8 protein-coding genes and 1 tRNA gene are annotated in these 13,799 nt (G+C 39.7%); 8 read left to right on the forward strand and 1 reads right to left on the reverse strand.

All coding sequences use genetic code 11. From position 1 onward, the window contains the following. Nucleotides 1-108: 108 nt before the first annotated feature. Nucleotides 109-1,980: a glutamine--fructose-6-phosphate transaminase (isomerizing) gene (gene glmS / locus IGQ45_09425; GenBank protein MBF2057426.1), complete on the reverse strand. Its 1,872-nt coding sequence runs from the start codon at nucleotides 1,978-1,980 to the stop codon at nucleotides 109-111. 246 nt (nucleotides 1,981-2,226) lie between these two features. Here glmS and IGQ45_09430 point away from each other — a divergent pair. The 8 genes from IGQ45_09430 to IGQ45_09465 all read left to right on the forward strand — a co-directional run bounded on the left by IGQ45_09430 (nucleotide 2,227) and on the right by IGQ45_09465 (nucleotide 13,715). After that, nucleotides 2,227-2,299, forward strand: a tRNA-Phe gene (locus tag IGQ45_09430). 491 nt (nucleotides 2,300-2,790) lie between these two features. After that, entirely contained in the window at nucleotides 2,791-3,672 is an 882-nt protein-coding gene (locus tag IGQ45_09435; GenBank protein ID MBF2057427.1) for a carotenoid biosynthesis protein, read from the forward strand. 485 nt (nucleotides 3,673-4,157) lie between these two features. Further along, nucleotides 4,158-5,256 (forward strand): peptide chain release factor 2 gene (gene prfB / locus IGQ45_09440; GenBank protein MBF2057428.1). Its coding sequence is split into 2 segments (ribosomal slippage): nucleotides 4,158-4,229 and nucleotides 4,231-5,256, totalling 1,098 coding nucleotides; the frame shifts between segments, so codons are not numbered across the junction. A 134-nt stretch (nucleotides 5,257-5,390) separates the two neighbouring features. Beyond that, complete coding sequence (locus IGQ45_09445) at nucleotides 5,391-5,825, forward strand: DUF4079 domain-containing protein (GenBank protein ID MBF2057429.1); 435 nt, start codon at nucleotides 5,391-5,393, stop codon at nucleotides 5,823-5,825. A gap of 163 nt (nucleotides 5,826-5,988) precedes the next feature. Continuing rightward, nucleotides 5,989-6,336 carry a hypothetical protein gene (locus tag IGQ45_09450; protein ID MBF2057430.1) on the forward strand — a complete coding sequence of 116 codons (348 nt, stop codon included), beginning with the start codon at nucleotides 5,989-5,991 and terminating at the stop codon, nucleotides 6,334-6,336. Nucleotides 6,337-6,721: 385 nt separating this feature from the next. Further along, on the forward strand, nucleotides 6,722-7,558 hold the full coding sequence (locus IGQ45_09455) for a pentapeptide repeat-containing protein (protein MBF2057431.1): 837 nt from the start codon (nucleotides 6,722-6,724) through the stop codon (nucleotides 7,556-7,558). A gap of 5 nt (nucleotides 7,559-7,563) precedes the next feature. Then, on the forward strand, nucleotides 7,564-8,313 hold the full coding sequence (locus tag IGQ45_09460) for an HAD family hydrolase (GenBank protein MBF2057432.1): 750 nt from the start codon (nucleotides 7,564-7,566) through the stop codon (nucleotides 8,311-8,313). Between the two features lie 200 nt (nucleotides 8,314-8,513). After that, complete coding sequence (locus IGQ45_09465; GenBank protein MBF2057433.1) at nucleotides 8,514-13,715, forward strand: choice-of-anchor I family protein; 5,202 nt, start codon at nucleotides 8,514-8,516, stop codon at nucleotides 13,713-13,715. Nucleotides 13,716-13,799 lie beyond the last annotated feature (84 nt).

Below are 13,799 nucleotides of genomic sequence, written 5' to 3' on the forward strand. Positions count from 1 at the left end.
ATTTCTTCTTTTTACTACTCCTGTCATAAAACTTTTTCCTTCATTATAAATCATCCCATAAAAATGCAACGCCCCCTTTTTACAGGAGCTAGAAGCGCCCTCCACCATTTACTCCACCGTTACAGATTTAGCCAAATTACGAGGTTGATCCACATCCAAGCCACGCAGAGAAGCTATATAGTAAGAAAGTAATTGTAAGGGAATTACCGCTAAAATAGGGGAAAAAATCTCCTCCACTTCTGGCACTGTTAACAAATCTTGGAAGACATCTCCTTGATAACTAGGAGGCACAACACCAATCAAATGGGCATCCCTTGCCTTAGCTTCTTGCGCGTTGGAAAGTACTTTTTCATATACACTTCCTGCCATAGCAATGGCAACCACAGGCACATGACTATCAAGTAGGGCGATAGGTCCATGTTTCATTTCCCCCGCAGGATAGCCTTCCGCATGAATATAACTAATTTCTTTCAGTTTCAGCGCCCCTTCCAAGGCAATAGGAAAGTTAATTCCTCTTCCTAAGAAAATAAAATCTCTAGTTTCAGGAAAATGGTGTGCCAACTCTTGAATTTTTGGTTCTTCCGTTTGTAAAATTTTCTCAATTTGAATGGGTAACTGAGATAAACCAGCTAAAATTTCATCCATGCGAGAAGGAGAAATAGTTTTTCTTTGCCATGCCAAATCAAGGGCAAGGACATAAAACGCCATGACTTGTGCCACAAAAGTTTTTGTGGCTGCTACGCCAATTTCAATGCCAGCATAAGTATTAATTAATTGGTCAACCATTGTACCAAGGGTGCTTTCTGGGCGGTTGCTAATGCCGATAATACGAGGGCTATAAGTACCACCTTTGACAATGCGCCTCTGCCTTTCCATTTCCAGCGCCGCTAAGGTATCTGCCGTTTCTCCCGACTGAGTTACCCCAATCGTCATGGTATTGGCAATCATGGGGCTAGGTGCATAACGAAATTCTGAGGCATACTGCACAAAAGTAGGAATTTCCGCAATTTGTTCTAGTAAATATTTACCAACTAAACTAGCGTGCCATGAAGTCCCACAAGCGACAATTTGTATTTGCTGTAAGTCAGCAGTTAATTCAGACTTTAGATTTAAATTGAGGGGATGTTGCTCATTTTCCTCATGCCACTGAGGGTTAATATATGCTTCCAAGCAGGTGCGCACCACGGAAGGTTGTTCGTGAATTTCTTTGAGCATATAATGGCGAAAACCTTGTTTTTCCACCGTCACGGGATTCCAATCTAAAATACGAGGGTTTTTGCGCAGACGTTTCCCGTCAAAGTCATAGATTTCTACTCCCAACGGTGTTAATCTGGCAATTTCGCCATTTTCCAAAGCTAACACAGCGTTAGTATGGTTTACTAAAGCGGTGACATCAGAGGCGCAGAAAAATTCCCCTTGTCCAAAACCGATGATGAGGGGCGCTTGTTGGCGCGCTACGATCAATTCTTCGGGATAATCGGCACATAATACCCCAATGGCAAAAGCGCCCTCCAAACGATGGACACTTTTCCGCACCGCTTCCATAAAAGCATCTTCTATTTCTGGTTGGTAATATTCAGCGATGACATGGGGAATTACTTCAGTATCAGTATCAGAAACAAAATTATGACCTTTTTCTTTTAATTCTTTGCGTAATTCTTGATAATTTTCGACAATACCGTTTTGTACTACTGCAAATTTATTTTTATTATCGCTATGGGGATGGGCATTATATTCTTCAGGTTTACCATGGGTTGCCCAGCGGGTATGCCCGATACCGACTTGAGCATAATTTAATTCTTTTTCTAGTTTAGTGCGCAGATTGTGAAGTTTTCCTTTGGCTTTGATGGTGGTTAACTGATTTTGGTAAACTGTAGCGATACCTGCTGAGTCATAGCCACGATATTCTAATTTTTCTAAACCACTAACAAGAACATCTAAGGCGATTTGAGTGCCAATGTAACCGACTATTCCACACATAGTTTGTTCAAAGTAATTTTATTATGACAGGACAAGAAAACTTTAATATAGTTCCTTTTGTTCTGAATTAACAGTTATTGTACTCAAAAAATCGTTTTGTGTGGGAAATCTTTTATTTTCTCCTTCTCTTCCCTTTCTCCCCATGTCTCTTCTTAGGAAATGGTGGAGGGCGCTGGATAAAAAAGTAAAACAAAAAACTTGTCAAAGAAAAAAAGATTAGTTATAATACATAGACGTGAGTAACAAGCCAGGATAGCTCAGTTGGTAGAGCAGAGGACTGAAAATCCTCGTGTCGGCGGTTCAATTCCGCCTCCCGGCATAATCCTTTTAATCTTTAAACCTAATAACAGAGGTCACTCAGTCCTCTGCCCAGGTTTAGGTAAATTTCCTAAAATTGCCATTAATTAAGAGTTTAAGGCACTTTGTTTTTTTTTCACCCACCAATGTTTCTAATTTATCTAATTCTCCAACTTCTTCCCAAAATGGCGATGTTGAAAGTTGCGGATAAATCAATATTTTCTAGCATACTCAAAACCATACTCAGTCCTAGATATTTTCGTCTCGATCTAATTATCAGTAAATTTTTGGGAATTTATGCACATTTTTATTAATTTTTTTGGAAGAATTTATATTGTGACTTGACATCCTCACTGGGTTTCTTCTTCCCTTACCGATAAAATCATAGTGAACTTCTACCTCTTATTTTGAAACAGCCGGTCCATTAGTTTCCGAATAAAGTTAAAATTTGTAAATATTTTTAATAAAATGTTAAGAAGTAGAAAAATAAACAGTAGTAGGAGATCAGTATTGATGAAACAAATAATTAGGGAAATAGAAGGTTACTTTTTAATCGGGCATTTACTGGCAATGGTTTTCGGTTTAGCTGGATTATTGTTAGTGTTACCTCATCCTGAATTTGTGGCAAATTTACCGCCTATTGGGCAATCTGCTTTTAGTTGGTCGATGATCGGTGGAGGAGTCGTCTATATGATATTAGGCTGGGCAACAGTGGCAATTTTTGCCTATCGTCAGTTGGGAATGTGGCACTGGTTAGGTTTTATGATTCCAGCTTTGGGGATTTCCCTCACCAGCGAATTATTAGGCACTAGCACGGGTTTTCCCTTCGGAGAGTATCATTATCTCTCTGGATTAGGCTATAAAATTTCTGGCTTAGTTCCCTTTACCATTCCCTTATCTTGGTTTTATCTGGGTTTTAGCGGTTATCTTATTGCCAGAGTAGGTTTAGAGCGTTTATCTATCAATAATTTTGTTAAAGATTTGGGCGCCATTATTTTTGGTTCTTTACTATTAACCTCTTGGGATTTCGTTTTAGACCCGGCTATGAGCCAAACCACCATGCCTTTTTGGTTGTGGGATCAACCGGGTGCTTTTTTCGGTATGCCTTATCAAAACTTCGTCGGTTGGTTCGGCACGGGCGCTGTTTTTATGACTATTTCTACCATTATTTGGCGCATCAAACCCCTTGATTTTTCCCAAATTTCCCTTACTATTCCTGTCATAGTTTATTTGGGTAATTTTGGTTTTGCGATGGTAATGAGTATCGGTGCTAGTTTTTATGTACCAATCTTTTTAGGCATTTTGCTAGGGGTTTTGCCCCTCGTAGTTTTCGTGCGCTTGGCAAATCAAGGGGATGATGATTCTGTGGTGTTATCTACCAATAATATCGCTTAAATTTTCTTTCTTTTGCTTCAGGCAAGGGGCGTAACAGGAGATTTGCAAAGTCAGGATCAAAATTGATTTGTTTTTGACAAGAAGACAATATAAGGATGATCCCCCCCAACCCCCCTTAAAAAGGGGGGAGATTCAGGGAGACAGGAGGATTTTTTACTATTAATTGATTTATTAGTAGTTAAAAACCTCTGAATTTCAGATTATTGGCTAGTTTGAGAAACTAACATTTTTGAGAATGAAAACGCCCTGCTTAGGAAGAGGGGGGAGGGAGAGGGGAGCAATATTTTCTATTATTTGATTAATTAGTAGTTAAAAACCTCTTAATTTCAGACTATTAGCTATTTTGAGAAACTGACATTTTTGAAAATGCAACAGCATTGAGGGGTTTAAGCCCTTTGTTTTTGGTGAATAATAGTTTTGTAGCAGTTTAACAAAATCTCAAAAGATGATAAAATCCTTTTGTTTGCGATTTTGATGGGTTAAAAATGGAATTAGCGGATTTAAAGAAAGAAATTGAGTTGTTAACTTCGCGCCTGAGTGATACTCAGGACTATCTTTGACCTACCTAAGTTAAAAGCAGAAATTAATGATTTAGAACAGTTAGCCAGTCAGCCTGATTTATGGTCACAAGGTGATGATGCTCAACAAACTTTACAGCAACTTAATGAGTTAAAATCCAGTTGGGATCAGTTTCATCAATGGCAAAGTAGCGTTGAAGATTTACGCGCTTTGATGGATTTATGGGAATTAGATGGCGATGAGGATTTAATCAAAGAAGCTGAGGAAAATATTAAGGGTTTACATCAAGAGTTAGATCGCTGGGAGTTACAAAATTTACTTAGTGGTATTTATGACCAAAAAGGCGCAATTTTAACTATCAATGCGGGCGCTGGTGGTACGGATGCTCAAGATTGGGCAGAAATTCTCTTACGAATGTACACCCGTTGGGCAGAAAAGCAAAATTATCGGGTTAATCTTTTAGAAATTTCCGATGGAGATGAGGCTGGAATCAAGTCCGTTACCATTGAGGTGGAAGGGCGCTGGGCGTTTGGTTATTTGAGGGGGGAAAAAGGTACTCATCGTTTGGTGCGCATTTCCCCTTTTAATGCCAATGGGAAACGTCAAACCAGTTTTGCTGGGGTGGATGTGATGCCTTTATTGGCAAATGAAGCGATTACTGTGGAGATACCTGACCAAGATTTGGAGATTACGACGACGCGCGCTGGGGGTAAGGGTGGTCAAAATGTCAATAAGGTGGAAACGGCGGTTAGGGCAGTTCATTTACCGACTGGGATTGCGGTAAGATGCACTCAACAAAGATCGCAGTTACAAAATAAGGAGCGCGCTTTAGAGATTCTCAAGGCTAAACTGATGATAATTGCGGAAGAGCAACGGGCGCTGGAAATCGCTGAAATTCGAGGGGATATAGTGGAAGCTGGTTGGGGTACACAAATTCGTAATTATGTTTTACATCCTTATCAATTAGTTAAGGATTTGCGCACTAATGTGGAGGTAACTACCGTTAGTAATGTTCTTGATGGTGATTTAGAGCCTTTTATTGAGGCTTATTTGCGCCATAATTAAGGTGTTATTTTTTCTATTTGCCTTTACGCTTCTTCTATAGCAGGGGATTGGCAAAGTCGGGAGCAAAATGCTTTGCCCTCACCCCCAACCCCTCTCCCGCAGGAGAGGGGAGTAATGTTTTTTTAGGAAATACTATGAATTTACCTTCTTTTCTCTGGTTATGGAAAATCGCCGCTTGGGCTATGGGTTTTGCGATGTTTTTTTATATTGTGTTGGCTACGTCGGGGGGCGCTTTTTTAATCTTGAGACAAAACAGAAAACCTCGCCCCCGTTGGTTAACTCCTTTACATTGGGTGGTGGGTATTATCATGGTACTGGCAATTTTACTTTTATTATCTATTGGCTTAATTGGTACTTTAGGCTATTACGGTAGTTTGGGGCATTCTTGGCATTTACCCGCCGGGTTGTTAATTGTAGGTTTAACGTTAGTTTCCGCTTACAGCGCCCTCCGCCTCAGACAAGGTAAATCTTGGGCGCGCGCCCTCCATATTCGGGTTAATATTGCTTTGTTTTTTGCTTTTCTTCTCGTGGGTTTAACTGGTTGGGGCATAGTGCAAAAGTATTTGTAAATAATGGACAATTACTCAAGCAGAATTATATATCTCATTAATTATTGGGTTACTTTCAGGGGCTGGATTATTACACTTAACCGCAAAGAGTGGTGACACTGGTCAAAAAATCAATGATTTTTTTTGCCAAGCGCCCGGCATCGATTTAGCATTGGCTTATTTCATGCTTTTACCCTTAGTCATCGGTGTTATTTTTCAGGGTTGGTGGGGTATTGCCATTGCTTTATTAGCCGAATTGAGTGCGCTATGGGTGTGGATTATTTTACACGAGTTAACTCATCAAGTTGAGACTAAGCAGAAAATTCATCCTACCCTGAGTCGAGCGGTGGGCGCTTGGCGAAATCATTTAGCTGTATGGATTACAGCCCTAGCAATTCCGATTTTTTGGTTTATTCGTTTTGGTGAGTGGATCGTTTATCCCCCTTTAACTTGGTTAATTAAATTACCGAAATATGATGCTAAAGACTGGGTAAATGTGTCTCGTCAAAAATTTAAAAAAATATACTTCTGATCAAAATCAACGAACTTGGTTTGGGCATCCTGAGCGTAAATAGATAAGGTGTGATGAAAAAGGGGGAATAATTTAGAATTTAGGCACTAACAATTAAGTAGGGGTTGCTGAATAAATCAAAACCCTCATCAAATAAAGGTTTTAAGCACAGCTGTAAAGGTGTCAGGTATTAGGTTTGAAAATTACACCTGAAACCTGCAACCTGAAGCCTGAAACCTACTCACCTTTGCCCTTTTAACTTTGCCCTTTTAAACAACTCTCCACAAGATATACACATTTGTGATGGTAAATAGAAAGTGAGCTTAACAAAAATTTAAGATTTGTTATGAACTCACCCAGAAATTTTATAAAGATTCAATATTTACTCATCGAGGACAAAAAGATAATGGCTAACGTAATTCATTTAGAACTCATCACTCAACACTCTACCACTTGGAATAATTGGAGAAAAGAAAACCCTACGACTATCCCCGATTTAAGTGGTGCTGATTTAACGGATGCTAATTTAAATAATCTTAACCTTAAAGGGGTAAATTTTAAGGGTGCAAATCTTAGTCAAGCTAATTTAGCTGGGGCAAACTTATCAAAAGCGAATCTTAGTCAAGCTAATTTAACTAGGGTTTATGCCAATGATGCTGATTTTAGCTTAGGCAATTTACAGGATGCTAATTTATACGGCGGTTATTTTTCCCAAGCTGATTTCAGTCGTGCTTGTTTATCAGGGGTAAATCTTCAAGAAGCCAGTTGTTTAGAGGCTTATTTTATCAGCGCCCGTCTCCCTTATGCTAATTTAGCTAAAGGTAATTTTAATGGTGCTTATTTCACTGAAGCTGATTTATCCCACAGTAATTCAATTAAAGCGAGTTTCATCGAAGCTGATTTAACTACTACAACGGTGAAGGGCGCTGATTTTACCAATGCTAACCTCACAGGGGCGCTAGTAGAAGATTTGCAGTTAGACTCTTTAACAGTATTTGATCATGTTTTTTGTGATAGTATTTCCTTCTCTGCTCAAACTTTAGTAGAAACTCCCCATCAATCTCCTTGGACAACAGAAAGTTTTAAAATGTTGTTAAATGATAAAGTTGTTTACGGAGTTGATAATCAAGTTCAGGAAAAATCACTTAATCATGGTAGATTTGAACAAGGTCAAAACAGTTTAGAACAAAGATTACAGTCTTTAGTTAATAGTGTCAGCACTAATTATCATTACGCTGGATAGACGAAATGAGCTTATCAGCTTTAATATTTGACGTAGATGGCACGTTGGCGGAAACAGAAAGAGACGGGCATCGAGTTGCCTTCAATCATGCCTTTAAGTCTCTGGGGTTGCCTTGGTGTTGGAGTGTGGAGTTATATGGTAATTTGTTGGCGATTGGTGGAGGGAAAGAGCGTCTCAAGTATTATCTAACTAATTTTCACCCTGATTTTACCTTCGATGATGATTTTATTGTCAAGGTTTATCAATTAAAAAATAAATATTTTCAACAGCTAATTACGGAAAATAAAATTTCCTTGCGCCCTGGCGTGATTCGTTTAATTACGGAGGCGAAGGAGAGTAATATAAAAATGGCTATTGCTTCGACTTCGGGCATTGATAATGTGGAAGCCTTAATTAATCATATTTTTCCAGCCCATTTACAAGATTGTTTTGCGGTGATTGTGGCGGGGGATATGGTAGCCCAGAAAAAACCAGCGCCCTCCATCTATTTATTAGCATTGCAGAAATTACAATTACCGCCCCAAGAATGTCTCGCCATTGAAGATACGGCAGTGGGATTGCGCGCGGCGAAGGGCGCTGGATTAACTACTGTTATCACCGTTAATGATTACACCCTTCATGATGATTTTACGGGCGCTGACTTGATTTTAAATAATTTGGGTGAACCTAGTTTACCCTTTTCTGTGATAGCTGGTGATAGTTACGGTGAAACTTTTTTTAATCTTAATTTAGCCAAATCCCTTAATGAATTATGAGTTATGAATTATGAATTATGAATTATAAAGTGTTAATGCTTAATTGTTGGTGCGTAAATTCTAAATTCTACATTCTACATTATCTTAACCTTTTGTTATTCAAGGGTTAATATTGTCTTAAATCTTTTGAGATAGGGTGTTACAAAGGAAGTCACCTTTAATTAGAACTTCTTGTTAATGTACGCAAAATAAAAATTAAAATGGCAATTAGTATTAGTCCCATTGGGACATATCAAACTGGTGTTTTCGGTGAAGGCGCGGGAGAAATTGTGGTTTTCGATCCTGCCACTCAAAGAGCTTTTGTCGTCAATGCTCAAGCGGTATCCGTAGATGTATTAGATTTAACTGATCCGACTAACCCCGTCAAAATTGGGGCTATTGATGGCTCAAATCTGGGCGGTGTTGCCACCAGTGTGGCAGTTAAGGACGGTTTAGTGGCTATCGCTATCCAGGCTAACAGCAAAACTGATGCAGGTACAGTTGCTTTTTTCAATTCTAACAGTGATTTCAGCGCCCCTCAAACCCCCCTTAATACTGTGGTGGTGGGCGCTTTACCTGACATGGTTACTTTTACCCCTGATGGTACAAAAGTATTGACCGCTAATGAAGGTGAACCCAATGACAATTATGACATCGATCCCGAAGGTTCTATCAGTATCATCGATTTAAGTAATGGTGTAGCTAGCGCTACTGTATCCACTGCTGACTTTAACGCTTTCGATGCTCAAAAAGATGCTTTAATGGCTCAGGGTGTAAGAATTTTCGGCAATAATGGTAATGCCACTGTTTCTCAAGATTTAGAACCTGAATATATCGCCGTTTCTGCTGATTCTAGCACCGCTTATGTTTCTTTACAGGAAAACAACGCTTTAGCAGTAGTGGATATTGCCACCAGTACAGTTACAGGTATTGCACCTTTAGGATTTAAAGATCATAACTTCGTCCCTGATGCTAATATCGCTTTCTTTGACGAAGCTAGTTTACCCGTTATCGGTACATCTACCACCCTTGGGGAAACTTTATTAGGTGGTTTTTCTGGTTTATACTTTGAAGGAATTAATCCTGATAACGGTAACTACAAATTTATCACCCATCCTGACATCGGTCCTACTGAAACAGGTAATCGTGACTTAAATGGTGATGGTACAGCAGAAAGAGTACGCACTTATTATTTACCAGATTTACAGCCTAGTGTCGTGCGCTTTGAATATAACCCGAATAGTGGCGATATTCAATTAGGAGAAACGATTTTATTAACCCGTCAGGATGGCACTCCTTTAACTGGTTTACCTAACTTGGCATCTGATGATGGTGGTAGAATCCCCATCGATGAAAATGGTAATGTTTTAGGCTTTGATCCTTTAGGTGCAGACTTAGAAGGCATTGTGGTTGCCCCTGACGGTACTTTTTGGATGGCTGACGAATATCGTCCTGCTATTTATCATTTTGAAGCCGATGGTACTCTAATTAATCGTTTTGTGCCTCAAGGTTTGCCTGATGAAGTTGGTACTGGTGTATTTCCTGAAGAATATAACACCCGTCAAGCTAATCGTGGTTTTGAAGCCATTGCCTTACAAGATGGTAAACTTTATGGTTTTGTGCAGTCTCCTTTCAATAATCCTGATGCTGACACCAGCAAAACTACCAGAATTTTAGAATTTGATCCTGCTACCAGTGAAGTTGTGGGCGAATATCTTTACATTCAAGAAGACATGGGCAGTGGTAGCGATAAAATCAGTGATGCCGTTGCTACTAACAAAATCGGTGAGTTTTTAGTCATTGAAAGAGATTCTAGCCTCGAAGATGATTCTCAAAAAGTGGTATTTCGCATCAATTTAGCTAATGCTACCAATTTGATGGAGTTACCTGCTGATATTTTAGGGGTTAATGAAACTTTTGATAGTTTCACTCCTGAACAGTTAATGGCTAAAGGTATTATGCCTGTAACTAAAGAGGTTCATGTTGATTTAACTGCCAATGGTTATACTTTCACAGACAAACCCGAAGGTTTAGCTTTAATTGACAATACTACCATCGCTGTTTTAAATGATAATGATTTTGCTGAAGCTGGTGTTCCCATTGGTTTAGGTGTTTTTAGTTTAAATAATGCCTTTGATGCTAGTAATCGTGATGATACCATCAATATTCGTAATTGGCCCGTGTTAGGGATGTTTCAACCTGATACCATTGCCACTTTTGAAATCAACGGCATGAATTACATTTTCACTGCCAATGAAGGTGATAGCCGTGATTATGATGGTTTTAGTGAAGAAGATCGGGTTAAGGATTTAATTTTAGACCCTGTAGCTTTCCCTAATGCTCAAGAGTTACAAGCTGATGATCAATTAGGTCGTTTAAATATTACCACTACTTTGGGTGACGCTGATAATGATGGTGACTACGACAAGTTATACGCTTACGGCGCCCGTTCTTTCTCTATTTGGGATGAAAACGCTACTTTAGTATTTGATAGTGGTAGTGAGTTTGAGGAAATTGTTGCTAGAGAAATTCCTGAGTTTTTCAATAGCAATAATGATGATAATAGCTCTTTTGACGCGCGCTCTGATGATAAAGGACCTGAACCAGAGGCGCTCGCAGTGGGTGAAATTAACGGCACTCCTTACGCTTTCATCGGTTTAGAAAGAGTGGGCGGTATCATGGTTTATGATGTCAGTGAACCTACGGATGCTCAGTTTGTACAGTACATCAACAACCGTGATTTTAGTGTTCCAGAACAGTTAGAAGATGGTAGTTCTAACCCCGCTGCTGGAGATTTAGGACCAGAAAGTATTAATTTTGTCAGTGCTGAAGATAGCCCCAATGGCAATCCTTTATTATTAGTAGGTAATGAGGTAAGTGGTACTACTACTGTGTATGAAGTAGAAGCGCCTGAAACCTTCACATTACAACTACTTCACGCCTCCGATCAAGAAGCTGGTATTTCAGCCTTACAACAAGATGCTATCGGTTTTTCTGCCGTCATGAATGCCTTAGAAGGGCGCTATGAAAATACTCTCAAACTAACTTCTGGAGATTTATTCATCGCTGGACCTTTCTTTAATGCTAGTTTTGATATTTATGGAAGACAAGGCATTGCAGACATCTTAGTTCAAAATGCTTTAGGTTGGGATGCCGCCGCTGTTGGTAATCACGAGTTTGATGCTGGACCGGGTGCTTTTTTCAATGCTATCGCATCCAACCCTAGTATTCAAGGAGTGGGAATTGATCCCAATACAGGCTATGCTGGTGCATTATTCCCTTACTTATCTACTAACTTAGACTATTCTACCGATAGCTCTAACTTGAAAAATTTAGTAGTCGAATCTGGTCAAGCGCCCTTACCCAATAGCTTAACGGAAAGTGTTGTTATCGATGTCAATGGTGAACAAGTGGGAGTAATTGGTGCAGTTGTGCCTTATCTGCCTCAAATCGCTAATATTGGTGGTATCACCATGTTAACTGATCCTACCAGTCGAGACATTGAGGTTAACGCCCAAAATTTAGCCGATAATATTCAACCCTTTGTAGATGAATTAATGAGTCAAGGTATCAATAAAATTGTCTTGATGACTCACTTACAAGAATTTGAGATGGAACAGGCTTTGGCAACTAAACTCACTGGCGTTGATATTATCATGGGCGGTGGTTCTCATCGTGTCATGGCTAATGATGATGATATTTTGCGTGAAGATGAAACTCAAGTTCCTCCTGAGTTGTTGCAACCTTATCCTCAAGTATTCCAAGATGCTGATGGTAATGATGTTTATTTAATCAATACAGCTTCTAATTATCGTTACTTAGGGCAGTTAATTGTCGAATTTGATTCCGAAGGTCAAGTTATTGAAATCGGCGATGATAGCGGTACTTTTGCCACGGATATTGCTGGGGTTGATCGACTTTATGACGCAGATATCACTACTTTTGAGCAAGTCAAAGAAGTAGCTAATCCAGACTTAGTAGCGGTTGTGGATAATATTGGTGATTTTATTAATGGCAAAGATGCCACCACCTTTGGTAATTCAGAAGTATGGCTCAATGGTTTTCGTTCTAGTGTGCGTACGGAAGAAACTAACCTCGGTAATTTAACAGCCGATGCTAACCTCTGGTATGCCCGACAATACGGTTTAGAAGTGGATATTTCCGTGAAAAATGGTGGCGGTATCCGAGATCAAATTGGCGTATCCTTCATTGATGGTGGCACAAACGAGTTAATTCAATTACCTCCCCAAGCCAATCCTGCCGTAGGCAAAGAAGAAGGGGATATTTCTGTCTTAGACCTTGAAAATTCTTTACGTTTTGATAATAAACTCTCTGTGGCTGATATTTCTGCCCAAGGCATCAAAGATTTAGCAGAGCATTTTGTGGCACGATGGGCGCCGGGTGTAACCCCTGGACAATTCGGACAAATTGGCGGTTTTAGCTTCAGTTTCGATCCTGATAATACGGCTATTGAGTTTACCCGTGATGCTAATGGTCTTGCTACTGGTGTTGCGGTGGAGGGTGAAAGAATCCAAAATCTCGTCTTAAACCGTGAAGATGGCACGAAAGAAGCAATCGTTGTCAACGGTGAATTAGTAGTTGATCCGAATGCCACTTATAAGATGGTAATTCTGGATTTCTTAGAGGGTGGGGGTGATGGCTACCCTGTTTTCTATTTTAGCAATATCGTTAAATTAGAGGATTTAAGTCCTAACGGCTTACCTAATAATTCTGATCTACCCATTGCGGGTGAACAGGATGCTTTAGCGGAGTATTTAGCGGAATTTCATCCCACTGCGGATCAAGCCTTTAGTCAAGCTGACACTCCTATTGAAGAGGATACTCGAATTCAAAACCTTAATTTCCGTGAAGACACGGTGTTACCTGTGGATAATACCCCAGCGCCCCTCGCCTTAATCCCTGCCGGTAGTGCTGGTGATGATGACCTTGATTCTGCTTTTGCTGATAATGGTTTCACTGGTGATCGTCAATTATTCTTTGCTGGTAGTGGTATGGATACTATTGATGTATCTCAAGCTGGTAGTGGTAGTCGTATTGATACTGGTAGCGGTGATGATACTTTGTTCGCTGGAACTAATAACCGTATTATCCTTGGTGCTGGTGATGATAAACTCTTCATTAGTACCAGTGGTGGCGGTAATCGTGTCACCGGCGCTATGGGTGCTGACCAATTCTGGTTATATACGGATGAGGGCGCCCTCCCCTCTAACCCTAATATTATCAGTGATTTCAACGCTAGTGAAGGAGATGTAATTGGTTTCCTCAATACTACTTTAAGTTTAGGTAGTAGCGATTTCAGCTATAACCAAGACGGTAGCGATGTGATTATCACCGCTTTCGGTCAAGATGTAGGTATCTTATTAAATACCACCATTGCTGATAGTAATTTCGTTTTTGCTTAATATCTTTTAAAACTCCCCTCTCCCACCGGAGAGCAGGGTGTTTTCAAAGTCAGGATCAAAATTGATTTGTTTTTGACAAGAAGA

It is taken from the genome of Cyanobacterium sp. T60_A2020_053 (assembly GCA_015272165.1).
Taxonomy (GTDB): domain Bacteria; phylum Cyanobacteriota; class Cyanobacteriia; order Cyanobacteriales; family Cyanobacteriaceae; genus Cyanobacterium.

Excerpts from the sequence above, each read along its gene's own strand:
- IGQ45_09455 (MBF2057431.1), top strand. The coding sequence starts at position 6,722 with ATGGCTAACGTAATTCATTTAGAACTCATCACTCAACACTCTACCACT.
- IGQ45_09460 (MBF2057432.1), top strand. The coding sequence starts at position 7,564 with ATGAGCTTATCAGCTTTAATATTTGACGTAGATGGCACGTTGGCGGAA.
- IGQ45_09445 (MBF2057429.1), top strand. The coding sequence starts at position 5,391 with ATGAATTTACCTTCTTTTCTCTGGTTATGGAAAATCGCCGCTTGGGCT.
- glmS (MBF2057426.1), bottom strand. The coding sequence starts at position 1,980 with ATGTGTGGAATAGTCGGTTACATTGGCACTCAAATCGCCTTAGATGTT.
- IGQ45_09465 (MBF2057433.1), top strand. The coding sequence starts at position 8,514 with ATGGCAATTAGTATTAGTCCCATTGGGACATATCAAACTGGTGTTTTC.
- IGQ45_09450 (MBF2057430.1), top strand. The coding sequence starts at position 5,989 with ATGCTTTTACCCTTAGTCATCGGTGTTATTTTTCAGGGTTGGTGGGGT.
- IGQ45_09435 (MBF2057427.1), top strand. The coding sequence starts at position 2,791 with ATGAAACAAATAATTAGGGAAATAGAAGGTTACTTTTTAATCGGGCAT.